Raw genomic sequence first — 25,437 nt, 5'->3', positions numbered from 1 at the left:
AGGGCGTGCGGGCTTCAGCCCTCGCTGATGTGCACGTGGTTGGTGGCGTCCACACGCTCTGGCGCTGTCATAGGCAGTGTGATGCTGAAGGTCGCACCCGCGCCCGGGCGGCTGTGTACCGCAATACGGCCGCCCAGTACGCTGTGCACGAGGTTGTGCACGATGTGCAGACCCAATCCAGACCCCCCTTGTCCTAGCCGGGTGGTGAAAAAGGGGTCGAACACCCGGTGCAGGTTCTCGGGTGCAATCCCACGTCCGCTGTCGCGCACCTCAATCACGACTTCATTGGCGTCTTTGGACCACGCCTGAACTTCAATCTTGCCTTCTTCTCCGGGCTCAAAGCCGTGGAGCACGGCGTTATTGATGAGGTTGGTCAGTACCTGACCGAGGGGGCCTGGGTAACTGCTCATGGCCAGCCCATCGTCGATGCGGGTGTGTACGGAACAGGCAGTTTTGCGCAGCGCCGGGTTCAGGGTGACCAGAATTTCTGCAACCACTGCGCCCAGGTCAAATGTGCGCCTGTGGGAGCTGGTTTGGTCCACCGCCACTTGCTTGAAGCTGGCGACCAGAGCAGCAGCCCGCCCCAGGTTACGTACCAAAATTTCGGACGCCAGCTGCATATCCGTCAGCAAGGTCTGCAGGTCCGATTTGCGCAGTCCCTGGTTCACCAGTGCCTGGAAACTTTCAATACGGTGTTCCAGTGTGCTGGCGACTGTCAGGCCATTGCCAATGGGTGTGTTCAGTTCGTGCGCCACACCGGCCACCAGCGAACCCAGGGCTGCCAGCTTTTCGCTTTGTACGAGCTGGTTTTGCGCGATCTGCAAGGTGGACAATGCTTGTGAGAGTTCCCCATTGGCGCCTTGCAGCTCCGCAGTGCGGCGGGCCACCCGAGCCTCCAATTGCGCATTGAGTTCCAGCATGCCTTCTTGGGCACGCTTGCGATCCGTGATGTCAAAGTAGGTGAACAGCACCATGGTGCGTCGCATTTCATCGAACAAACGGGTCGACAACGAAATCCAGCACAGTTCCCCGGTGCGGCGGCGCATTTGCACCTCCACGTCGGTGAACGCGGTGCCTTCCGCTGTCATGTGGAGCAGGTGCGCACGGTCTTCAGGATTCACCCACACATGGAGTTCCAGCCCCGATTTCCCTTGGTCTTCTACCGGGTCAAAGCCGAAGGCCTCGAACCAGGCCAGGTTCCACTGCGTGGTCTGGTACTGGTTTTCATTGCTGGAATAACACATGGGAAGCGGCGACTGGTCAAACAAGCGCACAAAGCGTGCCTCGCTTTCCTGCAACGCCCTGGCAGCCTTGCGCTCATCGGTGACGTCGCGCAGCAGGGCGATGATGTAGCGTTCGCCGTGCGACGCAAAGACGACTGCATTCAGCAATGCCTCACGCATCTGCCCCCTGGCGTTCAATGCCATGGGAAAGTCGTTCACCGCACCGTGGGTATCCAGCAGCCTGATCAGGCTGGGGCGTTTTTCGGGCTCGGCCCAAATATGCAGTTCGGTGGAGGTTTTGCCCAATGCCTCGGTGCGCGCTATGCCGGTGATGCGTTCAAAGGCCGCATTCACTTCCACATAACAACCATCGCTCACACGTGAGATTGACATGAAGTCTGGAATCAGCCGGAACGCAGCCTTGAACTGCTCATGCACGATGGCGTGTTCGGTCACGTCACGGGCAATCCAGACGGCGTGTGAATGTTCGGGGCCGTCCAGTGCAATGAGTGCACAGTTGACCATGCAGTCCCGGAGCGCGCCATCGCGCCTGCGCAATGTCACCAGGTGATTGCGGGCCGACCCCGCGCGCATCATTTCTTCAACCAGGGTGACCCGCTGTTCCGGATGGGCCCACACATTGAAGTCCAGCATGCGCTTGCCCAGTACTTCCTCGCGCAGGTAGCCGCTGATGGCCTCAAAGCCTGAGTTGGCCTCGGCGATGGTGCTGTCATCCAGCCGGGTGATGACAATCCATTCCGCACTGGTGTTGAAGACCCGGGAGAATTTGTCTTCCCCATCTGTGAGCGCGTTCAGGAGCCGGCGCTTGAGCGCCGTGGGGAGAAGCCTTGCCAGAATCCCCATGCCAACGATGATTTGATTGTTTGGGGCAATAGTACAGGGCCCCAAAGCAAAAAGCCTGTCATCGAGACAGGCTTTTTCTGGGGAACCCTAGCTCCCAATGGCATCAGGAGATTCAGGCTGCTGCCAGCCAGTACCCTGCGTTGAAGGGGCTACTCATGCGCAGTGCCAAAGGGGACACGTCCAACAACTTGTCGGTTGGCATTTTCTCTCCGGTTTCCGTACCCAAATCCACGCCCACCACTTCGGTGGATGCAGCTTCGCTGCTTGCCTCGTTCGCCCGTTCTGCTTGGCTGGTGTGTGCAGAACGGGCTACAGAAAAGAATAGAAGCATCGGAAGGGAATCTTCCGGTCTCCCCAGTAGTCGGCGGTGTCCCGGAAAATATCCAGCAACTGCTCGCGAGCCTCTTTGTCGAACTTCACGTTCGCAGGAATGTGTTCGAGCACGGCAATGAAGCCAGGCTGTGGGCCTGATTTGTGCACCGGGTCGGTCATGCTGTCGTAGAGCGCGTCAAAGTTCTTGCTGACCGTGGTTGGCAGCATGAACTGTTGTCCGATCATGTCCAGCACATCCTGTTTGGTCTGTGCATTGGCCAGGTTCGCGTACAGAAAGTGGTGTCCCAAGCCTTGTGCGGCCTCCTGCAGATCCGACACCCGGAAGGCGCGAATCGATTGAACGATATTCGTTCTAACAGTTCGAAGTGGCATATCCATCCCCGATTCTCTTTCTCAAAGTACAAAATTCAATTCAGGGCACGATCTTGCGAAAACTCGCATAGTGATCGGCCGTGTAGTAACAGGCATCTGGCACCGTCGGCGGGCCTCCGCATACCAACCGGCGTGCACCGCGGGTTTGAACGCCCGGGGTTTTCACGGTGTACTCGCGGTAGTAACCACGGGTGTTCAGGGGCAGCAAACGCTCCCGGTTACCGAAGACGACGCCATCTTTGGCGTAGGGAAAGGGGCCACCTTGCCGAACCAGCGCGTAGGTGGTTTGGGCTTGGACTGGCAGACTACCCAGTGCAACTTCGGTACCGGGCGGCAAAGGCCGCGCAACTTTGGCAGAGAGGGAGCCGACAACCAGCGCCGCGCTCAAAAACAAGCCAGTAAGTACTAACTTGACAACACCCTTGCGCACCCTGAATCCTTGTGTGTCTACTGCGGGTAAACCCGAAAAAGCAAGCGCGTAGTGTCGCGTATCCGGCACAAAAAAGCAAGGCCTTGCTCAAGAAATAAGCAAGGCCTGCGGGGTTTTAGGCGTTCAGAGTGGGCGCTGACTGAGGGGCTGCCTTTTAGCGGTGTGCGTTCGCATCCGCCACAGTCAGGGCAGTCATGTTCACGATACGGCGAACCGTCGTGCTGGCCGTCAGTACGTGGACTGGCTTGGCCGCACCAAGCAGCACCGGGCCAATGGCGATGTTGCCGCCAGCCGCTGTCTTGAGCAGGTTGTAGGCAATATTGGCAGCATCGATGTTGGGCAGCACCAGCAAGTTGGCGTCTCCGTGCAAGGTGCTGTTGGGCATCAAGGCCTTGCGCGCGGCGCCGTCCAGTGCTACATCGCCGTGCATTTCACCGTCCACTTCCAGCCAGGGCGCTTGCTCCCGCAGCAACTCCAGGGTCCGGCGCATTTTGAGGGCGCTCGGCTCGTTGCTGCTGCCAAAGTTGGAGTGGCTCAGCAGGGCCGCTTTGGGCTTGAAGCCGAAGCGCATCATTTCCTCTGCAGCCATCACCGTGATTTCGCACAACTGCTCGGCCGTCGGGTCGTAGTTGACGTGGGTATCTACCAAAAACACTTGGCGGTTGGGCAACATCAGTCCGTTCATGCAGGCGTAAATTCGCACATCCTGCGGAGTGCTGGGGCTGCCGCCGTGGCGCTTGCCAATGACCTGGTCGATGTACTGCAGGTGAGTGGCAGTAGTTCCCCAGGTGCCACAGATCAGGCCGTCCACATCGCCCTTGTGCAGCAGCATGGATCCAATCAGGGTCAAGCGCCGGCGCATTTCAATCTTGGCCATCTGTACGGTCACGCCTTTGCGCTCCGTCATCTGGTGGTAGGTTTGCCAGAAGTCGCGGTAGCGGTGGTCCTGTTCGACATTGACTACGTTGTAGTCCACGCCTTCTTTCAGGCGCAGGCCAAACTTCTCCACGCGCTCGGCAATCACCGCAGGCCGACCGATCAGGGTGGGCAGCGCCAAACGTTCGTCCACCACGATCTGCGCGGCACGCAGGACGCGCTCGTCTTCGCCCTCCGCGTAGGCCACGCGCTTGCGCAAGGCCTTTTTGGCGGCGTTGAAGATAGGTTTCATCGTGGTGCCAGAGGCATACACAAAACTCTGCAGCCGCTCGCGGTAGGCATCCATGTCGGTGATGGGGCGCAGGGCCACGCCACTGTCCGCCGCCGCTTGCGCAACGGCTGGGGCGATCTTCATCATCAGGCGTGGGTCAAACGGCTTCGGAATCAGGTACTCGGGCCCGAAGGCCAGTTGCTCACCCACATAGGCGGCGGCTACCACTTCGCTTTGCTCTGCTTGAGCCAGCTCGGCGATGGCGTGCACCGCGGCGATTTCCATTTCCAGCGTGATGGTGGATGCACCTGCATCCAGCGCGCCGCGGAAGATGTAGGGGAAGCACAGGACGTTGTTGACCTGGTTCGGGTAGTCGGTGCGGCCTGTCGCCATGATGGCGTCGCTGCGCACGGCCTTCACCTCTTCGGGCAGGATTTCCGGTGTCGGGTTCGCCAAAGCGAAGATCAGCGGCTTGTCAGCCATGGATTTGACCATGTCCTGCTTGAGCACGCCTCCAGCGGAGAGGCCCAAGAAGATGTCTGCGCCAGCGATCACTTCCCGCAATGTGCGGGCATCAGTCTTTTGGGCGAACTGGATCTTGTCCTCGTCCATCAATTCGGTGCGGCCTTCATAGACCACGCCTGCCAGATCAGTCACAAAAATGTTTTCGCGCGGAATGCCCAGTTTGACCAGCAAACCCAAGCAGGCCAGTGCAGCGGCACCAGCACCCGAAGTCACCAGCTTGACCTTCTTGGGGTCTTTACCAGCAATCTTTAGGCCGTTCAAGATAGCTGCGCCCACGCAGATGGCGGTGCCGTGCTGGTCATCGTGGAACACCGGGATCTTCATGCGCTCGCGCAACTTGCGCTCCACGTAGAAGCAGTCGGGCGCCTTGATGTCTTCGAGGTTGATACCGCCAAAGGTGGGCTCCAGCGAGGCGATGATGTCGACGAGTTTGTCGAGGTCGTTCTTCTCATCGATCTCGATGTCGAACACATCGATGCCGGCGAACTTCTTGAACAATACGCCCTTGCCTTCCATCACTGGCTTGGATGCCAGCGGGCCGATGTCACCCAGCCCCAGCACCGCAGTGCCGTTGGTGATGACGGCCACCAAATTGCCGCGGCTGGTGTACTTGAAGGCGTTGTTGGGATCCTTGACGATCTCCTCGCAAGGCGCAGCCACACCCGGGGAATAGGCCAGCGCCAGATCGTGCTGGTTGATCAGCTGCTTGGTCGCGCAGATGGCCACTTTGCCGGGGGTGGGGAACTCGTGGTATTCCAGCGCCGCCTGGCGAAGCTGGGCCTTTTTTTCGGCCGAGTTGGACACCGGTGGGTGTGGAACGAGAGGTGCAGGTTGCTGGGGCATTAAAGGTCCTCTGGACGAGGGTTTTGACACAGGTGCATGCCCCTCAGTCCGGTCATGGGTGGTGGATTGTAGACCTGGCTACCTAATCCCCTATCGCAGGGGTGTGAAACTTTATGCAGATAAAGAATGGGGTTATTCAGGCTTGTGTGACCTTGCTTTGTTCCATGCGACGCGCTGTACTTTTGCCCGTCAACACAAAACCACGTTGCACGCCCTCGGCATCCATGAACTGCCAAACACCCTCACCGTCACCTGCTTTCCAAGTGCCCGGCAATGCGGGGTGCGGTGCTGCCACCACAATGGGCAATGCGGGTGTTTTGATGCTTACGGGCATGAGAGGAAATACCACCGGCGTGGGGGTGCCGGCCAGCGTCGCGGCCAACGCCTTGGCGGCGTTCATGATGGGCATCACATAGGGCAAGGTGCGTTCCCCCGCCGACGCGTATTGCGCACAGTCACCTAGCGCATACACATTAGGTACCGAGGTCTGTAGTTTGTCGTTCACCACGATGCCACGGTCGCACACCAGACCGGCAGCGGAGGCAAGTGCGGTGTCGGCGCGCAGGCCGACACCGCTGAGCACTATGTGCGCGGCGATAGCGCTGCCATCTGCCAGTTGCACGCTCAAATTGCCCTCGGCCCCGTCCAATGCAGTGACCGTGGTGCCAAAGTGCCAAACTACTCCCAGCGCCTGCAGCGCTGCACGCAATTGTTCACCCGCGTCAGCTGGCAAAAGCTGCGCCAGCGGGCGCGGGGACGGGTCCACCACATGCACGGTGACACCGGCCTGCACCAGGTCGTTGGCAAATTCGCAGCCAATCAGGCCTGCACCCATGATGACCACCGTTTTTGGGGCCTCAAGCTCTGTCGCGCTCGGGTCGAGCCCCAGCGCTTGGTGAAACACGCCAAAATCGTCCAGGTTGTTGATGGACTTCACCAGGCCTGCCGCTGTACCGATCACAGGAATGCGGATAGGTTGGGCACCAGAGGCCAGCACCAGCTGGCTGTACGGCAAGGTGTGGGTTTGTCCATTGTTGCTGACCACGGCCGTTCGTGCTGCGGTGTCCAGCGACTGCACTTGGTGGTGCGCCAGCAGCGTGACGTTCAGTGTCTCCGCCATCTTGGCGGCAGGCGTGCTCACCAACTGGGCCGGTGTGCGCTTCTGCGCGTAGGCGTTGGACAGCGTGGGCTTGGCATAAAAGTCACCGCTGTCCGAAGTGACCAGCATGACGGGGGTGGTGGTGTCCAGCTTGCGAAATTCGCGCACGGTAGTCCAGCCTGCCAGGCCTGCACCAATGATGAGAAGGGGGGCGGTCGAAGGGGATGTATCGGTCATGGGGATATGCAATGAAAGACGTCGGTGACGTATTAGAGCCCAAGCCAAGTAGCGGCCAACTGCAGCCTTTGTGCGAGCGTCAAAGTATCCCTATCTCCCCACAGGTTGGAGGGTGAAGGGTATCCTTCGCCCAATGAAATCTTCCTTCTTTGGCACCGCTCTGGTGCTCGGTCTGTTGTCGGCCATCGGCCCCTTTGCTATCGACATGTACCTCCCCGCACTGCCTTCGATTGGGCAGAACCTGGGGGCCTCCATGGGGGCAGTGCAAGCCAGTCTCATGGCCTTTTTTATTGCCTTGGGCATTGGCCAGATCATTTACGGTCCAGTGTCCGATATGGTCGGACGCAAGGCGCCGCTGTACTTCGGGCTGGTGTTGTTTGCCATCGCCAGCGTGGGCTGCGCCCTTGCACCCGACATTGAAACCCTGGTCGTCTTGCGTTTTATCCAGGGCTTGGGTGCTTGCGCAGGCATGGTGGTACCCCGTGCAGTGGTGCGCGATCTACACACCGGCCACGATGCGGCCCGTTTGATGTCGCTGCTGATGCTGGTGTTCAGCGTATCGCCAATCCTCGCACCGCTGGCGGGCAGTGTGCTGATCGAATTCGTGGGCTGGCGCAGCGTTTTTTGGGCCGTCATGGTGGCGGCGTTACTGGGCATCGTGTTGCTGGCCACCAGCTTGCCCGAAACCCGCCCCGCCAAAGACCGTGTGAACAGCAGCGTGGGCAGCGCCATTGCCGCATATGGCGTGTTGCTGCGCGACCGGCATTTCCTTGGTTTGGTCTTCATCGGTGCTTTTGGTATCTCCAGCTTCTTCGCCTACTTGGCCAATTCGTCCTTTGTGCTGATTGACCACTACGGCCTCACACCGCGCCAGTACAGCCTGGCGTTTGCGGCCAATGCCGCGTCGTTCATTGGCATTTCGCAGTTCACCGGCAAGCTCAGCGCGCGCTTTGGCCTGGTGCGCTTGGTCAAGTTTGCGGTGGTGGGCTATGCGGCCATGATGACGTTGCTGCTGGCTATCAATCTGGCAGGTGTGGACCGCCTGGACGTCATGATTGGCGTGCTGTTTGTGGGCTATGGCTTTCTGGGGCTGGTGGTGCCCACTACCGCCGTGCTGGCGCTGGAGGAGCATGGCAGCATTGCCGGCACAGCCTCGGCCCTGATGGGCACGCTGCAGTTTGTGACCGGTGCCGTTGTCATGGCACTCACCGGTTTGTTTGTGGACGGCAGTGCGCGGCCCATGGTGGCGGGTATTGCCGGTTCCGCCATCGTCGCCCTGGTGCTGGCGCGGCTGACCTTGGGCCATGCCCAGCGTATGGAGGAGAAAGCCTATGTCTGAAAGCATCGTGGTGCAGCGCCCTGAGGGGGCACCCAAGCAACTCATGCTGCTGTTGCACGGCGTAGGCGCCACCCCGCAGGGGCTGGTGCCCTTGGGCCAGCGTCTGGCACACGAGTTTCCCGGTGCGCTGATCGTTAGCGTCCGAGCGCCGCATGCATCGGACCTGGGGCAGGGGTACCAGTGGTTTTCGGTGCGCGGCATTACCGAAGAAGACCGCCCCGCTCGCGTGGCAGAGGCCATGCCCGCCTTTGTGGCCATGGTGCATGACTGGCAGCGCCAAAGTGGCGTGGGGCCCGAGGCCACGGCACTGATTGGGTTTTCGCAAGGCGCCATCATGTCGCTGGAGGCGACGCAGCGCCCGGAGCTTTTGGCCGGTCGTGTGGTGGCCCTGTCCGGCCGCTTTGCAGCCCTGCCCCAAGCACCCCACCCGCACACCACTATCCACATGCTGCATGGCAAAAACGATGCCGTCATCCACTACGGCTACACGGTAACGGGTGCCGAGCACCTTATCAGTCTGGGCGCGGACGTGACAGCCGACGTGATCCCCTTCCTGGGGCACGAAATTAACGAAGGGGTGGTGGACACGGTGATGGAACGCCTGCTGGGCCATTTGCCCAAGCGCCATTGGGAAGACGTGCAGCGCGCTGCCGAAGCCGGAGAGGCCCCGGCGGAATAAGCCTTAGCGTGGGGCCTGGCGCAGTGCGCCATCCAAAAATTCCATACCCCACACGGGTGGTCCATCGCCGCGGGAGCGGCCGGGTGGCAGCGCCCCGCTCATGAACACCTTGATGATGGCAGCCCGTACCTCCTGGGTGTCCAGCAGCTCTTCGTACGAGCCATTCACACGCAGGTAGTCGCCAGCCGGCGAGATGGCGAGCAAGCCATACTCCTGCCCCCAGCGCACCACCCCAATCACCACATGCGGGCTCTTGGCAATGACAAAGGCCTTGACCGCATTGCGCCGCAGCGACACGGTCAGCGGCCCCCGCTCCAGACGCAAAGCCAGCGCCGCCCGCTGGGGGCGCGTGCTGTCTTTGCTGTTGGGGCGGACGGTGGCCATGTCAACCGCGCATCAGCGCTTCAATCGCATCCGGCTCCACCGGCACGCCCCGGCTGATGAGTTCGCAGCCCGTGTCGGTGACGATGGCATCGTCCTCGATACGGATACCGATGTTATGGAACTGTTCGGGCACGCCGGGTGCGGGGCGCACATAGATGCCGGGCTCAATCGTCAGTACCATGCCGCTGCGCAGAATGCGTGCGGGGCGATTGACGATGGTGTCGCCGCTGAGCGCATCCTTGCGCACACTGCCCTGGCCCAGTTCGGCGGGTTCGGTGTAGCTGCCGCAGTCGTGCACGTCCATGCCCAGCCAGTGGCCGGTGCGGTGCATGTAGAACTGGAAGTAGCTCCGGTTCTCGATCACGTCGTCCAGGCTGCCTACCTTGTTTTTGTCCAGCAGGCCCAGGTCCAGCATGCCCTGCGCCAGTACCTTCACCGTGGCCTCGTGCGGGTCGGTAAAGCGGGCGCCGGCTTTGGTCGCGTTCACTGCCGCCACTTGGCTGGCCAGCACCAGGTCGTAGAGCGCGCGCTGCGGGCCGCTGAACTTGCCGTTGGCCGGGAATGTGCGGGTGATGTCGCTGGCGTAGCCGTCCAGCTCGCAGCCCGCGTCAATCAGCACCAGCTCGCCATTGCGCACCGCACCCGCGTCGGCACGGTAGTGCAGCACGCAGGCGTTGGCGCCAGCGGCCACGATGGAGCCATAGGCCGGGTACTGCGAGCCGTGGTGGCGGAATTCGTGCAGCAGCTCGGCGTCCAGGTGGTACTCGCGCACGTCTTTGCCTTCGCGCAGCATGCGGGCCGACAGCTGCATCGCGCGGATATGTGCGCCTGCGCTGATCTGCGCGGCGCGGCGCATGGTGTCCTGCTCGTAGGCGTCCTTGATGAGGCGCATCTCATCCAGCGGGCCGCAGAGGTCGCGCGTTTGCTCGGGCGTTAGTGCGCCAAAGCGCACGCGGGCGCGCAGGCTGCTGAGCCAGCCGTCCACACGCGTTTCCAGCCCCTTGTGCGTGGCAAAGGGGTACCAGACGGCGTCGGCGCCATCCAGCAGCGCGGGCATGCGCTGGTCCAGCTCGTCCACCGAGTAGGCAGCGTCCACGCCCAGCGCGGCAGGGGCGGCGTCGGGCCCCAGGCGGAAGCCATCCCAGATTTCGCGCTCCAGGTCCTTGGGCTGGCAGAACAGCGTGGTCTTGCCGTCGCCGGTGATGACCAGCCAGGCCTTGGGTTCGGTGAAGCCGCTGAGGTAGTAGAAGTAGCTGTCGTGGCGGAACAGAAAGTCCGCATCGCGGTTGCGCTGCTGCTCGGGCGCGGTGGGCAGCACGGCCACGCCGTGTTGGCCAATGCGGGCGGCCAGCGTGGCGCGGCGGGCTGCGTAGTCAGCGTGGAGGGGTGAGGTCATGGTGTGGGTTTGTTGAGTTCTGCCAGCCGCTCGGGCGTGCCGACGTCGGTCCAGCGGCCAGTGTAAATCTCGGCGCTCACCTGCGCTTGTGCCATGGCTTTGCGCAACAGCGGCGCCAGCGGCGCCTTGATGCCTTGCGGGTTGCCGGGCGGAATGTCGCACCAGGGCGCGGTAAACAGCGCGTGGTGGAACAGCGCGAAGGTGCTGTAGGTGTAGCGCTGTGCCGTGCTATCCGCCGGTGGGTCCGTGCACAGGCCCACGCCTTGGGCGTCTGGCTGCTCCAGACCAAAGTCGCCCTTGCGGTGGTGCGCCGGGTTGGGCACCAGCCACAGGTGGGCCAGCTTGCTGCTGGCGGCAAAGCGGTCCACTGCGGCCTGGGTGAAGACAAAGTCTGGCGCATACACGTCGCCCGCCATGGACCAGAACACCGTTTGCAGCTGGGGCAGGGCGCGGGCAATGCCACCCGCCGTTTCCAGCGCACCACCAAAGTCGCGGCCTTCGTGCGAGTAGTGCAAGGCCAGAGAGTCAGAGGACTGCTCTGTTTTTAATAGCTGTTCGCGCATATTCAACGGGGGCTGGAGACACAAAATGCTTCCAAACTTGGTTTCGATCTGCTCCCCCAGCCAGGCGGTGTTCACCACCGCGCTGCCAAACTCGCCTTGGGCCAGGGCTTCCAGGTGGTGCTGCATCAAGGGTTTGCCCTGTACTTCCAGCAGGGGTTTGGGGCAGGTGTCGGTCAGCGGGCGCATGCGCTCGCCGCGGCCGGCGGCCAGCACGATGGCGGGTGAGAGTTTAGACATGGGCGCTGAGCATAGCCCAGCGCCACATCCTGCGGCTATCATCTTCCCCACCAATATTCAGGAGGGCGCCATGGCACTGATGGACTTCATCAAGAAACAGTTTATTGACGTCATTCAATGGACGGAAGAGGACGACGGCACGCTGGCCTGGCGCTTCCCCATGGCGGGCATGGAAATCCAGAATGGTGGCGTGCTCGTCGTGCGCGAGTCGCAGCTGGCGGTGTTTGTGAACGAAGGCAAGGTGGCCGATGTGTTTGGCCCCGGCACCCACACGCTGACCACGCAGACCCTGCCGGTGCTGACCTACCTGAAGAACTGGGACAAGTTATTTGAGTCCCCCTTCAAGAGCGATGTGTACTTCTTCAGCACGCGCCAGCAGATCGACCAGAAGTGGGGCACGCCCCAGCCCATCACCATCCGTGACGCCGACTTTGGCGCGGTGCGCCTGCGCGCCTTTGGCAACTACGCCTTCCGCATTGCAGACCCCAAACTCTTCCACACCGAGATCTCGGGCACGCGCGAGAACTACACCACGGCGGACATTGACGGCCAGCTGCGTGGCCTGGTGTTGCAGAACATCAGCAATGCGGTGGCTAGCAGCGGTATTGCGTTTCTGGATTTGGCAGCCAACCAGCTGAGTTTTGCCCAGGCGCTCACACGCCAGCTGGCGCCCGAGTTCGAGAAGATTGGCCTGAAGCTGGAAGGCATGACGGTCCAAAACGTCTCGTTGCCCGAAGAGTTGCAGAAGATTCTGGACCAGAAGATCGGCATGGGCATGGTTGGCAACGACATGGGCAAGTTCATGCAGTACCAGACGGCGCAGGCCATCCCCAAGTTTGCTGAAGGTGCGGGTGGTGGCAGCGGCATTGCGGGGGACGCCATGGGCTTGGGCGCCGGTGTGGCGCTGGGCCAGGTGCTGGCGCAGAACTTGGCGGCGGGTCTGCAGGGCAAGGCAGCTCCTGCAGCTGCGGCTGTGGCAGCGGCCGCCGGGGTGAAGCCTGAGGATGTGATGGCTACGTTGGAGAAGCTGGGCGAACTCAAGGGCAAGGGCATCCTGACGCAGGAAGAGTTTGATGCGAAGAAGGCGGAGTTGTTGAAGAAGCTGGTGTAGTTCTCGGCGAAGAGCCTGGGGGACCGAGCGTTCTGCTACGTGTCCCCCGCCCTTCGGGCTCCTCCTTGACCTCCGCATAACCCTCTACCGCCCCACCTCCTTGGCTAACGAGACGTCCACCATTCAACGCACCTACAGCGCCCCGTGTCCGGGCTGCGGTGCGCCGGTCAACTTCCTCAGTGCGCAGAGCACCCACGCCGTTTGCGGCTACTGCCAAAGCACGGTGGTGCGCAATGGCGAGGTGCTCTCGCGCATCGGCAAGATGGCCGAGCTGTTCGATGACCACAGCTTGCTGCAGTTGGGTGCCAGCGGCAGCTGGAACGGCCAGGGCTTCACGCTGCTGGGCCGCCTGCAATACAAATACGGCGAAGGCACTTGGACTGAGTGGCATGCGGTGCTGGCCGATGGCAGCACCGCGTACCTGAGCGAAGACAACGGCGCCTATGTCTTCACCACGGCGCAGGCCCTGCCGCGCGAGATGCCGGCGGCCGAGCGCTTTCGCGTGGGGGCCACCACCGCCATCAATGGCAAGTCGTTCACCGTCGCATCCAACCAGCAGGTCGCACTGATCTCTGCCCAGGGCGAACTGCCGCGCTTGCCTGAGTTGGGCGCCAGCTTTGCGATGGTGGAGCTGCGCAGCCAGGCGGTGGATGCCAAGGGCGCGGGCGAAGTGCTCAGTGTGGACTACAGCAGCCAGCCGCCCAGCGTGAGCATGGGCAAGGCCGTATTGCTGGAGGACCTGAAGCTCACGGGCCTGAAAGACGCATCGGCGAAGGATGAAAAGGGCCGGCAATTTGCGTGCCCCAACTGCGGCGCCACGCTGACCGTGAAGCTGGCTGGTAGCCAAAGCATGAGTTGTGGCTCGTGCAACAGCATCATTGATTTGTCGCAGGGCATTGGCGGCGAGCTCAAGCACGCGATCCAGGACGAGCCGGTGCAGCCACTGATTCCACTGGGCACCACGGGCACGTTGCAAGGCGCGTCGTGGCAGGTGGTGGGCTTTCAGCACCGCATGGGCACCGACCCCAGCGACCCCGACGAACACTTTGGCTGGGAAGAGTACCTGCTGTACAACGCCAAGCGCGGCTTCATCTTTCTGGTCGACTCCACTGAGGGCTGGAGCGTGGTGAAGCCCGCCACCGGGGCGCCCGTAGTCAGCAGCAACCGGCAAAGTGCCAAATACCTGGGCACGCACTACCAGCTCAAAGAAAGCTACACCGCGCGCACCAATTACGTGGTGGGCGAGTTTTACTGGCAGGTGCGGCGCGACCAGGTGACGGAGAACCGCGATTACAGCAGCGGCAAGAGCCTGCTGTCGCTGGAGCAAACGCCCAACGAGCTGACCTGGTCGGTGGGCAACACCATCGACAGTGCGACGGTGGCCATGGCCTTCAAGCTGAAAAACAAACAAGAATTGCTCAAGCGTGCCGACGTGGGGCCGCTGGTGTCGGGTACCAACCCCTTGCTGCGCCAGGAGTTTTGGGTGTTCATTGTGGTGGTGCTGTTTTTCTTGGCGATGACACGCTGCTCAAACGACTGCGACCCGAACGTTGAAAACTGCTCCAGCAGCAGCTACCGTTCTTCGGGCGGCTCGTACGGCGGGTTTTCGTCGGGTGGCGGGCACAAATAGACGCCAGGTTTTGTTTACTTACAGAAGGAGAGGGGCAACATGTCAGACAACGAGAATCCCAAGGACGACGGCCAAGGTCTGTTGGCAAAAATCAAGAACGCATTGTTCGAGCAGGAGGCTCCTGCGGGCACTTCTGCACCCGCAGCGGTGGCGCCTTTAACTGGTGAGAACGCCGGCCCGCCGCCCCAGCCCCTCCCGCCACCGCAAGGCCACGTGACGAACCACGCCACACTGCTATAGGCCATTACCCCGCGATACATCACGCCACCCGCGCATGGGATTGGGGCGACGCGTTCTTAACAATCATTCATCCACCGCACCTTCCCGCTCTTATCAGAACCCCGCCACACACAACCAGCAAGACCAGCAGCCACCACGCCGGAAAACCCTGCGCACATTGCGCCGGCGGAGCCAAGAACCGCCAGCACCCGCGACCCCATCCCGCCAGCGCAACACAGCCACCCACCCCACCCCCAAGCAGCCCACCCCACCCCACCCCCCCGCCCGGAACACCCACCCCACCCCTTGAACCCCGGGACCGCACGGGGGCCGGCGCGCGGCACCTGCCGCGTGCCCTACTCATTACCTTTTACACATTTACCCACCTTCGCGTGCCGGGTGCGGCCGGGCCCCCCGCCCCGACAGTACCAGCGCAACCTCTTTATACCCCACATCACACCCCCCACCCAGCCCACCCCACCCCCCGCGCCCCCCCGCCCCCCCCCCCCCCCCCCCCCCCCCCCCCCACCCCCCCACCCTACACACGCGCAAAACCCATCCCCACCCCCCCACCCCCCCCCCCCCCCCCCCGCCCCCACCCCCCCCCCCCCCCACACCCCCGGCGGCCACCCGCCCCCCGCCCCCCGCCCCCCCCGCCCCCCCCCACGCCCCCCGAACCCACTCCCCCCTTTCCCCCGTCCTCCCCCGGCCCTCCCCCCCCCCCCCCCCCCCCCCCCCCCCCCCCCCCCCCCCCCCCCCCCGCGCCCCCCCCCCCCTCCGCCCCCGCTCTTTGCTTTTCCCCTTGGCCGCTACTTACCCATGTGCCCACCCCCCCGCTTCACCCCCCAACCCCTATTGCTCCCCTCCCTCCGGGGTTTCCTCCCCATCTTCACCCCTCCGTCTCCCCTTGCCCATCCCTTCGACCCCGCCCCCCCGTCCCCCCTTTGGGACTCGAGCTTCCCGCCGCATTTACCAGCTTTCATCGGCGCAGGGGGATCAGACTACCCCTTGCGTGTCCGCGCACCACCTTCGTTTGCCTCTCCCTCCCCGCCCCCGAAACAATCGCGACGCGGACCCACTTTAACCTTTCCTTCGCGCGCCAGCCCCAGTATCTACCTCATCGTACTTCTAGTGCCAATTTGCCCGGTCAAAGGGGCTGACCGCAATGAGATCGTTTACGCGGTCAAGGTGGGCGACACCCTGTCAAAAATAGCGGCTGCACAGCTGGGCAACAGCCAGCGCTACACTGAAATCGAGACACGCAACAACCTTCCCAACCCCAACCTCATTCAGGTTGGGCAAAAACTGGTGGTGCCCAAAAACTGATGTTTCGCGCCTGCAACGCACGGCGTAATTTTCAAGGAGATGACCATGGAATGGTTGAAGCCGGATGTGGTGTTGGGCTCGGTGTTGTATGCGGTGATTGGTGTGCTGATCTTCTGGATCAGCTTCCTCATCATCGACAAGATCACGCCCTACAACCTGTGGCTGGAGATTGTGGAAAAACAGAACAAGGCACTGGCCCTGGTGGTGGCCGCCATGTCTCTGGGCATCTGCATCATCGTGGCGGCTGCCATCCATTGATGCCCCCACGCTCCACCGCTGCGCGGGTCGCGGCCCCCCGTGGGGGCGCGTTTTGCCTTGGGGCGGCCCGGCGGCAAAACATGCCCTCACTCGCGACTATTCAAGTTGGGCGGCCCTGCGGTGAAACCTGAGTCTTCCCAGGCTGCCGGGCCGCGCCCGGTGGAGGTGGCGCTGCTCGCCTCGGTGTTTGTGGTGGCGGCCTGCGGGCTGGTGTACGAGCTGGCCGCCGGTGCGCTGGCCTCTTACCTGCTGGGTGATTCGGTGCTGCAATTCAGCACCGTCATCGGGGCCTACCTGTTTGCCATGGGCATTGGCTCGTACCTGTCGCGCTTTTTCGAGCGCCAGCTCACCGCTCACTTTTTACGCATAGAACTGATGGTGGCCCTTGCCGGTGGTGCGCTGCCAGCTATTCTTTTTGTAGCGCACGCCTTGGCTCCGGGCTCATTCCGTTTTGTGCTGTATGCCATGGTGCTACTGGTGGGCATTCTGGTGGGGCTGGAGATTCCATTGGTCATGCGCATCCTCAAGCGCAACGTGGCGCTCAAAGATTTGGTCTCGCAGGTGCTGACCTTTGACTACCTGGGCGCACTCGCCGTGTCGGTGGCATTCCCGCTGCTGCTGGTACCCAAGCTGGGCTTGGTGCGCACCGGGCTGCTGTTCGGCCTGTTGAATGCGGCGGTAGCCTTGTGGGCGCTGTGGCTGTTTCGTTATGAGCTGCGGCGGTTTGCGGCGCACGCCTGGGCCTGTGCAGTGGTGTTGGCCCTGTTGGGCGCAGGCATGGTCGCGGCCGACCATATCACCACTTGGGCCGAGGACAAGCTCTACCAGGACAAGGCCATCATCGCGTACACCTCGCCCTACCAGCGCATCGTGGTGACCCACGCACCGGGTGAGGGCCACATGGGCTACCGCCTGTTCCTGAACGGCAATTTGCAGTTTGCCCAACGCGACGAATACCGCTACCACGAAGCCCTGGTGCACCCGGCCATGGCGGCGTTTCTCGGCCACGGGCGCATCCCCCAAAAAGGTGGCCGTGCTGGGCGGTGGTGATGGAATGGCGGTACGCGAAGTCCTCAAGTACCCCGGTGTGGAGCAGGTCACGCTGGTGGAGCTGGACCCGGCCATGACCACGCTGTTCACCCAGACGCCCGAACTGGCCGCGCTCAACGGCGAAGCGTTGCGCTCGCCCAAGGTCCGGGTCATCAACACCGATGCCTTCACCTGGCTGCAAGGTACAGACGAAGTGTTTGACGTCATAGTGGTGGACTTTCCCGACCCCACCAACTTCTCGGTCGGCAAGCTGTTCACCAACGCGTTTTATGCCCTGCTGGACAAACACCTGGCCGCCAGCGGCTACGCGGTGGTGCAAACCACCTCGCCGCTGATTGCGCGCAAGAGTTTCTGGACCGTGGTCACCACCATCGAGTCGGTGGGCCTGAGCGCCACGCCCTACCACGCCCATGTGCCCAGTTTTGGCGAATGGGGCTTCGTACTGGCCAGCCGCCGCCCTTGGCGCATGCCCACCGCACTGCCTGCGGGCCTGCGTTTTCTCAACGTACCCAGCCTGCCGCTGCTGTTCGACTTTCCGCAAGACATGGGGCGTGTCCCCACCGAGGTGAACCGCTTGTCGAACCAAGTGCTGGTGACGACGTATGAAGAGGAATGGGGAAGGGTGGCCAAATGACCCGTGTATCCCCTGTTCCCTACAGCTACCGCGATGACCCGACGGTCCCGCGTTTTGCCGATGACAAACCCCTCATCGTTTTTGACGGGCACTGTGTGCTGTGTTCCGCGTGGGCCAACTTTGTGCTCAAGCACGACCGCAACAAGGTCTACCGTTTGCTTGCAGCGCAGTCCCCGCTGGGCCAGGCCTTGTATGCCCACTATGGCCTGGGCGGCAGCGACTACCAGAGCAATCTGCTGATCGCGTCGGGGCGCGTGTACATCAAGTCCGATGGCACCCTGCGCATGGTCAGCGGTCTGGGCTGGCCGTGGCGCCTGGTCGGGGTGTTGCGTGTGCTGCCCCTGCCGTGGTTGGACGTGCTGTACAGCGTGGTGGCTCGCAACCGTTTGCGCTGGTTTGGCCGGCGTGAGGTTTGCTACTTTCCGGCACCCGAAGACGCTGACCGCTTTGTGGCGGGAGACGGTCTGTGAGCCCGACGACCAGCTTGTTTGAGCGGGTACTGGGCAGTGCCTTTGGGCAGCTGTCTCCGGCCCTGCAGCGCTGCCACCAGCCCGGTGCACGCTTGCGTTTGGCGGGTCAAGCCTCTGTGCAGCGTGGCTCGGGCTGGCTGGCCCGGCTGGTGTGCGGGTGCATGGGGTTCCCTGCAGCGGGGGACGCGGTGCCGGTACAAGTGCACATGGAGGCGCAGCAGCAGGGGGAGCGTTGGCAGCGCATCTTCGGTAGGCAGAAGTTTGCCAGCCGTCTCCTGCAAGAGCGGGGTGCACAACCCGGCATGCTGGTCGAACAGTTTGGCCCACTGCGCGTGCAGATTGCCCTGACGGTGGTGAACGGTGCGCTGCACTGGGCGGTGCGCCGTGGTGCACTTTGGCGATTGCCCTTGCCCCCTTGGTGCTTGCCTACGGGTGACAGCCGGGAGTTTGAGTTGGAAGGGCGGTTTCACTTCGATGTGGAGATCACGCACCCCTTCACCGGGCGCATCGTGCATTACCGCGGCTGGCTGGCGCCGAACGAGCCGTGAAGCGCCGCAGCTTTCTTGCCGCAGCGGCCCCCTTGCCACTGTGGGCATGCAGTGCCGCCAGCGAGTCTGCGGCCCACATCACCGGCGGCTTCACCGGCATCCAAGTGGAGCGCGGCCACCAGCTGCGTGACAGCACGGCCTGGCTCACGCCTGCCGTAACCCGCCGCACCCACACCGTGATTGCGGGCGGCGGCGTGGCTGGGCTGGCGGCTGCGCAGGCCTTGCGCCTGCGCGGGCAGGACGACTTTGCGCTGCTGGAGCTGGAAGACAGTGCGGGCGGGAACGCACGCGGTGGCACGGTGGGCGGCATGGCCTGCCCGCTCGGCGCGCACTACCTGCCGCTGCCCAGCGACGATGCACCCGAGGTGCAAGACCTGCTGGAAGAACTGGGCCTGCGCCAGCGTGTGGCCGGGCGCTGGCAGTACGACGAGCGCCACCTCTGCCATAGCCCCCAAGAGCGGTTGTTTTTTAACGGCACCTGGCAAGACGGCCTGCTGCCGGTGCAGGGCGTGGGTGAGTCCACGCTGGCGCAGTACCGCCGCTTTGCCGCGCTGGTGGAGCAGGCGCGCCAATCGGCGAAGTGGACCATTCCAATACGAAACAGGCCTCTAGCCCAGGTACAACGTGCGCTGGCAGCTATGACTTTCATAGCGTATCTGGAGCAACATGGCCTGACCGACCCCCACCTGCGCTGGTACCTGGACTATTGCTGCCGCGACGACTACGGCGCGGGTATTGCCACCGTGTCGGCCTGGGCCGGCGTTCACTACTTCGCCAGCCGCCATGGCTTCCATGCGCCGGGCACCGAGTCGGTGGAGCGTGAAGGCCTGCTCACCTGGCCCGAGGGCAATGCCTGGCTCACGCGCCGTTTGGCCGCGCCGCTGGGTGATCGCCTGCGCACCGGCTGCGTGGTGCTGCGCGTGGCGCAGGGCCGCTACGGTGTGGAGGTGGACGCCTTCAACACTGCCACGCAGCAGGTAGAGCGCTGGCAGGCGCAGCAGGCCATCGTGGCGCTGCCGATTTTTATTGCGGCGCGCGTGGTGGAAGGCGCGCCCGAGTTTCTGCGCCAAGCCGCCGAGCGCGTGGTCTACGCGCCCTGGCTGGTGGCCAATCTCCAACTCCGCGAGCCGCTGCGCGACCGACCCGGTGCCGCCCCTAGCTGGGACAACGTGATCTACGGGGAAACGGGCGGCACCCAAGGCCTGGGCTATGTGGACGCCATGCACCAAAGCCTGCAACCGGTGCCCGGTGCCACGGTGCTCACCCACTACCGCGCGCTGGGCGATGTGCCGGGTGGCCCGGCCGCTGGGCGCCGGCAACTGCTGGCGCAGCCGTGGACGCACTGGCGCGACACGCTGCTGGCCGAACTGGCCGCCGCCCACCCCGACCTGCCGGCCAAGGCTACACGCCTGGAGCTGACCCGCTACGGCCACGCCATGGCGATTCCTGTACCCTCAAATAGTGGCCAAATTGGCCTCTGGCCCTTGCAGAATATGCGCGAGCAGCTATCAAAAAAAGAGCAACTCAGCCTCGCTCATGGCCGCCTGCGCTTTGCCCACAGCGACTGGGCGGGCTACTCCATCTTCGAAGAGGCGTTCACCTTGGGGCACTGGGCCGGTGCCTGAGCAACAGCTGGACACACTTGTCACAGGGCAGCGCCCACCGCCTTTGCGCCCAGCCTGCCCATAATGCGCCCTCACCCTACCCATGCATATGCAATCCACACACTGGGGCCCCTGGCCCAAGCAAGCGCTCAAGATTGGCTTGGCCCTGAGCGCACTGGCCGTGCTGGGCCTGTTGTTGGCAACGGCGTTTTTTTACACGCAGCTGCCCGATATTTCCTCGCTGTCCAACTACCAGCCCAAGCAGCCTTTGCGGGTGTTCACTGCCGACGGCGTCGAGATTGGCGGCTTTGGCAGTGAGCGGCGGGTGTACCAACGCATTGACCAGATTCCGCAGCTCATGAAAGACAGTTTGTTGGCGGTGGAGGATTCGCGCTTCTACAGCCACGGCGGGGTGGACCCGGTTGGCGTGGCGCGGGCCCTTGTGGCCAACCTGACCGGCGGACGCATGCAAGGCGCATCCACCATCACGCAGCAGGTCGCCCGCACTTTCTTTTTGAGCCGCTCGCGCACCCTGGAGCGCAAGCTCAAGGAAGCCATGCTGGCCTACCGCATCGAAGCCCAGCTCAGCAAGGACCAAATCCTGGAGCTCTACATGAACCAAATCTACCTGGGCGCGCGGGCATACGGGTTTGAGGCGGCAGCGCAGACGTACTTTGGCAAAACGCTTTCTGCCCTTACTGCGGCGGAGTGCGCCATGTTGGCGGGGCTGCCGCAAAACCCCTACTTTGCCAACCCCATCCAGAACCTGGACCGTGCCCGCGCCCGCCAGCTGGTGGCCTTGGGGCGCATGCGCACACAGGGCGTGATTGACGGCGGCCAGTACGCTGCGGCCTTGCTCGAAAAGCTGGTGGTGCGCAAGCGCAACGAGGTAGATGTACACGCCGAGTACGTGGCCGAGATGGTGCGCCAGCAGGTTTACGCCCAGTACGGTGAGTTGAGCTACACCACGGGTCTCAACGTCACCACCACCTTGCGTGCCACCGAGCAGCAGGCTGCTTACAAGGCTTTGCGCCGCACCCTGGTGGAGCATTCGCTGCGCCAGGTCTGGCGGGGCCCCGAGGGCATGGAGGCCTTGCCTTCAGACCTGAAGGACGAAGACCCTGCGGTGGCCCAGACCCTGGCCGATTACGACGACGATGAGGACCTGCGCCTGGCCATCGTGACCCGCGCCAGCCCCAAGGCAGTGACCGTGGTGCTGGGCTCCGGCGACGTGCACACCATCGAAGGCACCGGCCTGCGCCCGGCGCAGAGCGGACTGGTGGAGTCAGCCGCTGCCAAGCTGCGCGTGCGCCGGGGTGCGGTGGTGCGGGTGGTGCAGCAAGGCAAGGCCTGGAGCTTGGTGCAGTGGCCCGAAACCGAGGGCGCGCTGGTGGCGCTGGACCCGGCCAATGGCCAGGTGCGCGCCTTGGTCGGCGGCTTTGACTTTCACCGCAACCAGTTCAACCACGTGACCCAGGGCTGGCGCCAGCCGGGTTCCAGCTACAAACCCTTCATTTACTCCGGCGCCATCGAGAACGGCATGCAACCCGAGAGCCTGGTGAACGACGCACCGCTGGACAACGTGGGCGACTGGTCACCCGAAAACGACGATGGCAGTACCGACGGGCCCATCACGCTGCGCAACGCCTTGGCCCGCTCCAAAAATTTGGTGTCTATCCGCTTGGTGCAACTGCTTTCGCCCCAAGGCGCACGAGACTGGGCCAGCCGCTTTGGCTTTGATGCAGAGCGCCAACCTGACAACCTGACCCAGGCACTGGGCACCGGTGCCACTAACCCGTTGCAGCTCGCCGGGGCTTATGCGGTGTTGGCCAATGGTGGCTACCGGGTGAGCCCCATCGTGGTCCAGCGAATTGCCCGCGCCAATGGCGAGGTGGTTTTTGAGGCACCACCGCCGGCGGTACTGGACGAGACCCAGCGCGCCATTCCTGCGCGCAACGCCTTCATGGTGTCTACCCTGCTGCAAGAGGTCACGCGCAGTGGTACCGCTGCGCGCGCGCAGGCCACGCTCAAGCGCCCCGACCTGTATGGAAAGACGGGCACCACCAATGATGTGGTGGACGCCTGGTTTGCCGGCTACCAGCCCGGCTTGGTGGCCGTGGTGTGGGTGGGTTATGACGCACCCCGCAGTTTGGGCAACCGCGCGTCGGGGTCGGCGCTGGCCCTGCCTGCCTGGATTGACTTCATGGCCACTGCCCTCAAAGGGGTACCGGTGCAAGAGGTAACGCAGCCCGAAGGCGTGGTGCGTGCAGGCACCGAATGGCGTTATACCGAATGGGGCTGGGGCGGATTCATCCCCAGCCTGGGCGTCGATGGCGAGGCCATCAGCCCGGCCTTGGCAGTGCACCCAAGCTGGGCGCCCGAGCCGGTGGCGCCAGTTCCCGCGCCCGGATCGCCCGCCTTGGGGGCAATATGTGACTTTTGTCACGAGTCGTGGCGGGCATTAGTCCATTCGGACCACAGCCAGTGGTAGAGGGCTGCCTAAAATCGCGGCTCGGCCCGCCTCTGGCGTGTAAACAAGGGACCCCCATGAAAAAATTCGCGATTGCCGCCGTTCTGGCAGCCAGTTCGTTCTTCTCTGCCCATGCTGCTGCCATCAGTGGCCTGGTCAACACCGGCAGCTTTGCCAGTGGCGCACAAGACACCCACTACAAACTCAATAACGACAGCTATGGCTACGTGAGTTATGACAATTTCTGGCCGGTTGGCCCTTGGATTGCCAACAGCGCCACCTCCAAATGGATCACACCGACTGCCAACCAAGGCGCGTCCCTGGACCCTCTGGTCAATGGCACCTACTCCTGGACCCTGTCGTTTGACCTGAGCGGTTACAACGCCAACACCGCCAGCTTCAGCGCCCGTTTTGCAGCAGACAACTCTGCCATCGTCAAACTCAATGGCACCACCATTGGCAGCGCCAACAGTTTTGCCAGTTTCGCCAGCTTTGCAGCCAGCTCCGGTTTCAACAGCGGCCTGAACACCCTGGAGTTTGTGGTCACCAATGACCGCCAGTCCTCCGGCAATCCCACGGGCCTGCGCGTTGAGTTTCTGCAATCCACGGTAGCTGCGGTACCCGAACCCGAAACCTACGCCATGTTGTTGGCCGGTTTGGGTCTGGTGGGGATGATCGGTCGCCGCCGCATGCAGCGCCGCGCCTGATCGGTCTTTTGCCGTTCAACAAAAAGGGAGCCTTTGGCTCCCTTTTGTTTTTGGCCATGGCGCCGCTCAGCCCTGTGGTGGCGTGCCGCGCAGCAGCTGGTGCTGCTGCACCTGTGTGGCGTCAAACAGCTCCAACAGTGCGGCCAGCAAGGCGTGTGCCTTGGCGGAGTGGTCGCCACCCAAATTGCACACATACACATCCAGCGTCACGGCCCGCTGCTCGGGCCAGGTGTGTACACACAGATGGGATTCGGCCAGCAGCACCGTAGCCGTCACGCCGCCCGGACCTTGCTCGGTGGCGGGGAAGCTGTGCACCACGCGGGCCACGGCCTGCAACCCGGCCGCGTGCACCGCGCGCACGCAATACTCGGCCAGCGGGTCGGCCTCGGTGAGCCACTCCATGGCACAGCGGCAGCCGTGCAAATCAGCGGTCAGATGGAGTCCCTGCATGGTGGCTGCAGGCCTAGCGTCCGCCAACCGCCACTTTGCCAAAGATGGCCTGGGCTTCGCGCGGCAGACTGCGCCAGTACACCGGATTGGCCTGCACCTCTCCACCTAGCGCCGCAGCGGCCTGCCAGCCCCAGCGCGGCTGGTACAAAAAGGCGCGCGCCAGTCCGACCAGATCGGCCTCGCCGTTTTGCAAAATAGCCTCGGCCTGGTGCGGGTCGGTGATCAGGCCCACGGCAATCGTCAGCAGCCCGCTCACCTCGCGGATGCGCTGCGCAAAAGCCACTTGGTAGTTGGGGCCCAGCGCAATCTTTTGCTGGGGCGACACACCGCCGCTAGAGACGTGGATGAAGTCGCATCCCAGGGCCTTGAGGCGCTTGGCAAATTCGGCACTCTGCTCCACATCCCAGGCACCGTCCACCCAATCGCTGGCGGAGAGGCGCAGGCCCAGCACACCATCAAACACCGCGCGCACCGCGGCAAATACTTCCAGCGGGAAACGGATGCGGTTCTCGAAATTACCGCCATAGGCATCGTCGCGCTGGTTGGCAATCGGCGACAAAAACTCGTGCAGCAAATAGCCGTGGGCGCTATGGATTTCGATGGCCTCAATGCCCAGGCGGTCGGCCCGCTTTGCCGCTTCCACAAAACCCTGCTTGATACGCTCCAGGCCCTGCGCGTCCAGCGCGGTGGGCGGCGCTTCGCTGGGTAGCTGCGGCAGTGCCGACGGGCCAAAGGTTTCCCAGCCACCCGCTTCTTTGGCCATCAGTTGACCGCCTTCCCACGGAATGTGGCTGGAGGCCTTGCGCCCCGCGTGCGCCAGCTGGATGCATACCGGCACCTTGGGGGCCAGCTTGCGTGCGCGGCTCAGCTTGTCCGCCAGGGCGGCTTCGGTGCGGTCATCCCACAAGCCCAGGCAGGCCGGGGTGATGCGGCCCTCGGGTAGCACGCCGGTGGCTTCAATGGTGAACAGCCCCGCGCCGCTGTTGAGCAGATTGGCCCAGTGCATCAGGTGCCAGTCGGTGGCTTCCCCGTTGATAGCCTGGTACTGGCACATGGGCGCAACAACGATACGGTTGGGCAGGGTGAGACCACCGCGGGGCGATGGCAGCGTGAGAGGGGTAAAGAGTTGACTCATGCACAAAAGCATAGCCCATGGAATGGGCGCCGGGCACCGCCGGTATGAAAGGTCCTGTTGGCGCGGCCCGGTAAAATCAGGGGAGTCCCACCCTTTCCACCGTTTTCCAACCTTACCCCGGAGTTGCCCTCAATGGCCCCCACCCCCCATACCA

At 63.1% G+C, this 25,437-nt stretch carries 23 protein-coding genes and 1 pseudogene; 13 read left to right on the top strand and 11 right to left on the bottom strand.

The features are described from left to right. Nucleotides 1-14: 14 nt before the first annotated feature. The 6 genes from U5O12_RS15485 to U5O12_RS15460 form a co-directional block, all read right to left on the bottom strand. Nucleotides 15-2,087, bottom strand: a complete 2,073-nt coding sequence (locus tag U5O12_RS15485; protein ID WP_322579503.1) for a PAS domain S-box protein — start codon at nt 2,085-2,087, stop codon at nt 15-17. A 112-nt stretch (nt 2,088-2,199) separates the two neighbouring features. After that, nucleotides 2,200-2,418 (bottom strand): hypothetical protein, encoded by a 219-nt coding sequence (locus U5O12_RS15480; protein WP_322579502.1) that lies wholly within the window; start codon nt 2,416-2,418, stop codon nt 2,200-2,202. Beyond that, entirely contained in the window at nt 2,397-2,798 is a 402-nt protein-coding gene (locus U5O12_RS15475; RefSeq protein WP_094481228.1) for a barstar family protein, read from the bottom strand. Before U5O12_RS15475 ends, U5O12_RS15480 begins: the two co-directional genes overlap by 22 nt. 34 nt (nt 2,799-2,832) lie before the next feature. Then, the gene (locus U5O12_RS15470; protein ID WP_416221507.1) at nt 2,833-3,168 is read right to left on the bottom strand and encodes a ribonuclease domain-containing protein; all 336 of its coding nucleotides are present in this window, start codon (nt 3,166-3,168) and stop codon (nt 2,833-2,835) included. Nucleotides 3,169-3,376: 208 nt separating this feature from the next. Continuing rightward, nucleotides 3,377-5,737 (bottom strand): NADP-dependent malic enzyme, encoded by a 2,361-nt coding sequence (locus U5O12_RS15465; protein WP_322579501.1) that lies wholly within the window; start codon nt 5,735-5,737, stop codon nt 3,377-3,379. Nucleotides 5,738-5,873: 136 nt separating this feature from the next. Further along, a complete protein-coding gene (locus U5O12_RS15460; RefSeq protein WP_322579500.1) occupies nt 5,874-7,073 on the bottom strand; it encodes an NAD(P)/FAD-dependent oxidoreductase in 1,200 nt (399 codons plus the stop codon). A gap of 133 nt (nt 7,074-7,206) precedes the next feature. On the opposite strand from U5O12_RS15460, the gene U5O12_RS15455 reads away from it, so the two are divergent. Further along, nucleotides 7,207-8,412, top strand: coding sequence for a multidrug effflux MFS transporter (locus U5O12_RS15455; RefSeq protein WP_322579499.1), 1,206 nt, complete (start codon nt 7,207-7,209; stop codon nt 8,410-8,412). Next, nucleotides 8,405-9,091 carry an esterase gene (ypfH, locus tag U5O12_RS15450; RefSeq protein WP_322579498.1) on the top strand — a complete coding sequence of 229 codons (687 nt, stop codon included), beginning with the start codon at nt 8,405-8,407 and terminating at the stop codon, nt 9,089-9,091. The genes U5O12_RS15455 and ypfH overlap by 8 nt, the downstream gene beginning before the upstream one ends. A gap of 3 nt (nt 9,092-9,094) precedes the next feature. On the opposite strand, the gene U5O12_RS15445 is transcribed toward ypfH, so the two are convergent. From U5O12_RS15445 to U5O12_RS15435, 3 genes are read right to left on the bottom strand one after another with little or no spacing between them, the layout of a single operon-like run. After that, a complete protein-coding gene (locus tag U5O12_RS15445; protein WP_322579497.1) occupies nt 9,095-9,475 on the bottom strand; it encodes a hypothetical protein in 381 nt (126 codons plus the stop codon). Between the two features lies 1 nt (nt 9,476). Continuing rightward, nucleotides 9,477-10,871 (bottom strand): aminopeptidase P N-terminal domain-containing protein, encoded by a 1,395-nt coding sequence (locus U5O12_RS15440; protein ID WP_322579496.1) that lies wholly within the window; start codon nt 10,869-10,871, stop codon nt 9,477-9,479. Continuing rightward, entirely contained in the window at nt 10,868-11,671 is an 804-nt protein-coding gene (locus tag U5O12_RS15435; protein ID WP_322579495.1) for a nucleotidyltransferase family protein, read from the bottom strand. The genes U5O12_RS15440 and U5O12_RS15435 overlap by 4 nt, the downstream gene beginning before the upstream one ends. A 70-nt stretch (nt 11,672-11,741) precedes the next feature. Between U5O12_RS15435 and U5O12_RS15430 the strand changes: the two genes are divergently transcribed. From U5O12_RS15430 to U5O12_RS15380, 11 genes and pseudogenes are all read left to right on the top strand, one after another. Then, the gene (locus U5O12_RS15430) at nt 11,742-12,782 is read left to right on the top strand and encodes an SPFH domain-containing protein (protein ID WP_322579494.1); all 1,041 of its coding nucleotides are present in this window, start codon (nt 11,742-11,744) and stop codon (nt 12,780-12,782) included. Between the two features lie 100 nt (nt 12,783-12,882). Continuing rightward, nucleotides 12,883-14,412 carry a DUF4178 domain-containing protein gene (locus tag U5O12_RS15425; RefSeq protein WP_322579493.1) on the top strand — a complete coding sequence of 510 codons (1,530 nt, stop codon included), beginning with the start codon at nt 12,883-12,885 and terminating at the stop codon, nt 14,410-14,412. Nucleotides 14,413-14,451: 39 nt separating this feature from the next. After that, a complete protein-coding gene (locus tag U5O12_RS15420; protein WP_322579492.1) occupies nt 14,452-14,652 on the top strand; it encodes a hypothetical protein in 201 nt (66 codons plus the stop codon). Between the two features lie 1,110 nt (nt 14,653-15,762). Next, the gene (locus U5O12_RS15415; protein ID WP_322579491.1) at nt 15,763-15,957 is read left to right on the top strand and encodes a LysM peptidoglycan-binding domain-containing protein; all 195 of its coding nucleotides are present in this window, start codon (nt 15,763-15,765) and stop codon (nt 15,955-15,957) included. A gap of 39 nt (nt 15,958-15,996) precedes the next feature. Continuing rightward, on the top strand, nt 15,997-16,215 hold the full coding sequence (locus U5O12_RS15410; RefSeq protein ID WP_322579490.1) for a DUF350 domain-containing protein: 219 nt from the start codon (nt 15,997-15,999) through the stop codon (nt 16,213-16,215). Nucleotides 16,216-16,335: 120 nt separating this feature from the next. Continuing rightward, a pseudogene (locus U5O12_RS15405) lies at nt 16,336-17,899 on the top strand (polyamine aminopropyltransferase). Continuing rightward, the gene (locus U5O12_RS15400) at nt 17,896-18,369 is read left to right on the top strand and encodes a thiol-disulfide oxidoreductase DCC family protein (protein WP_322579489.1); all 474 of its coding nucleotides are present in this window, start codon (nt 17,896-17,898) and stop codon (nt 18,367-18,369) included. Before U5O12_RS15405 ends, U5O12_RS15400 begins: the two are co-directional and overlap by 4 nt. Further along, nucleotides 18,366-18,917 carry a DUF4166 domain-containing protein gene (locus U5O12_RS15395; protein WP_322579488.1) on the top strand — a complete coding sequence of 184 codons (552 nt, stop codon included), beginning with the start codon at nt 18,366-18,368 and terminating at the stop codon, nt 18,915-18,917. The genes U5O12_RS15400 and U5O12_RS15395 overlap by 4 nt, the downstream gene beginning before the upstream one ends. Further along, entirely contained in the window at nt 18,914-20,542 is a 1,629-nt protein-coding gene (locus tag U5O12_RS15390; protein ID WP_416221506.1) for an NAD(P)-binding protein, read from the top strand. Before U5O12_RS15395 ends, U5O12_RS15390 begins: the two co-directional genes overlap by 4 nt. An 88-nt stretch (nt 20,543-20,630) precedes the next feature. After that, complete coding sequence (locus U5O12_RS15385; protein WP_322579487.1) at nt 20,631-23,012, top strand: PBP1A family penicillin-binding protein; 2,382 nt, start codon at nt 20,631-20,633, stop codon at nt 23,010-23,012. 56 nt (nt 23,013-23,068) lie between these two features. After that, a complete protein-coding gene (locus U5O12_RS15380; RefSeq protein ID WP_322579486.1) occupies nt 23,069-23,698 on the top strand; it encodes a PEP-CTERM sorting domain-containing protein in 630 nt (209 codons plus the stop codon). A 66-nt stretch (nt 23,699-23,764) separates the two neighbouring features. Here U5O12_RS15380 and speD read toward each other — a convergent pair whose 3' ends face one another. Together speD and U5O12_RS15370 are read right to left on the bottom strand one after the other, a co-directional pair. Beyond that, on the bottom strand, nt 23,765-24,148 hold the full coding sequence (gene speD, locus U5O12_RS15375; RefSeq protein ID WP_322579485.1) for an adenosylmethionine decarboxylase: 384 nt from the start codon (nt 24,146-24,148) through the stop codon (nt 23,765-23,767). Between the two features lie 13 nt (nt 24,149-24,161). After that, nucleotides 24,162-25,283, bottom strand: a complete 1,122-nt coding sequence (locus U5O12_RS15370; RefSeq protein ID WP_322579484.1) for an NADH:flavin oxidoreductase/NADH oxidase — start codon at nt 25,281-25,283, stop codon at nt 24,162-24,164. Nucleotides 25,284-25,437 lie beyond the last annotated feature (154 nt).

It is taken from the genome of Rhodoferax sp. (assembly GCF_034519335.1).
Taxonomy (GTDB): domain Bacteria; phylum Pseudomonadota; class Gammaproteobacteria; order Burkholderiales; family Burkholderiaceae_C; genus Allorhodoferax.
This window is presented reverse-complemented; position numbering and strand designations above follow the sequence as displayed.

What these genes read in the sequence shown, in the direction of transcription:
- U5O12_RS15445 (WP_322579497.1), bottom strand. Translation starts at nt 9,475, where the DNA reads ATGGCCACCGTCCGCCCCAACAGCAAAGACAGCACGCGCCCCCAGCGG.
- U5O12_RS15380 (WP_322579486.1), top strand. Translation starts at nt 23,069, where the DNA reads ATGAAAAAATTCGCGATTGCCGCCGTTCTGGCAGCCAGTTCGTTCTTC.
- ypfH (WP_322579498.1), top strand. Translation starts at nt 8,405, where the DNA reads ATGTCTGAAAGCATCGTGGTGCAGCGCCCTGAGGGGGCACCCAAGCAA.
- U5O12_RS15440 (WP_322579496.1), bottom strand. Translation starts at nt 10,871, where the DNA reads ATGACCTCACCCCTCCACGCTGACTACGCAGCCCGCCGCGCCACGCTG.
- U5O12_RS15475 (WP_094481228.1), bottom strand. Translation starts at nt 2,798, where the DNA reads ATGGATATGCCACTTCGAACTGTTAGAACGAATATCGTTCAATCGATT.
- U5O12_RS15370 (WP_322579484.1), bottom strand. Translation starts at nt 25,283, where the DNA reads ATGAGTCAACTCTTTACCCCTCTCACGCTGCCATCGCCCCGCGGTGGT.
- U5O12_RS15385 (WP_322579487.1), top strand. Translation starts at nt 20,631, where the DNA reads ATGCAATCCACACACTGGGGCCCCTGGCCCAAGCAAGCGCTCAAGATT.
- speD (WP_322579485.1), bottom strand. Translation starts at nt 24,148, where the DNA reads ATGCAGGGACTCCATCTGACCGCTGATTTGCACGGCTGCCGCTGTGCC.
- U5O12_RS15400 (WP_322579489.1), top strand. Translation starts at nt 17,896, where the DNA reads ATGACCCGTGTATCCCCTGTTCCCTACAGCTACCGCGATGACCCGACG.
- U5O12_RS15460 (WP_322579500.1), bottom strand. Translation starts at nt 7,073, where the DNA reads ATGACCGATACATCCCCTTCGACCGCCCCCCTTCTCATCATTGGTGCA.
- U5O12_RS15480 (WP_322579502.1), bottom strand. Translation starts at nt 2,418, where the DNA reads ATGCTTCTATTCTTTTCTGTAGCCCGTTCTGCACACACCAGCCAAGCA.
- U5O12_RS15435 (WP_322579495.1), bottom strand. Translation starts at nt 11,671, where the DNA reads ATGTCTAAACTCTCACCCGCCATCGTGCTGGCCGCCGGCCGCGGCGAG.
- U5O12_RS15430 (WP_322579494.1), top strand. Translation starts at nt 11,742, where the DNA reads ATGGCACTGATGGACTTCATCAAGAAACAGTTTATTGACGTCATTCAA.
- U5O12_RS15465 (WP_322579501.1), bottom strand. Translation starts at nt 5,737, where the DNA reads ATGCCCCAGCAACCTGCACCTCTCGTTCCACACCCACCGGTGTCCAAC.
- U5O12_RS15410 (WP_322579490.1), top strand. Translation starts at nt 15,997, where the DNA reads ATGACCATGGAATGGTTGAAGCCGGATGTGGTGTTGGGCTCGGTGTTG.
- U5O12_RS15420 (WP_322579492.1), top strand. Translation starts at nt 14,452, where the DNA reads ATGTCAGACAACGAGAATCCCAAGGACGACGGCCAAGGTCTGTTGGCA.
- U5O12_RS15485 (WP_322579503.1), bottom strand. Translation starts at nt 2,087, where the DNA reads ATGGGGATTCTGGCAAGGCTTCTCCCCACGGCGCTCAAGCGCCGGCTC.
- U5O12_RS15455 (WP_322579499.1), top strand. Translation starts at nt 7,207, where the DNA reads ATGAAATCTTCCTTCTTTGGCACCGCTCTGGTGCTCGGTCTGTTGTCG.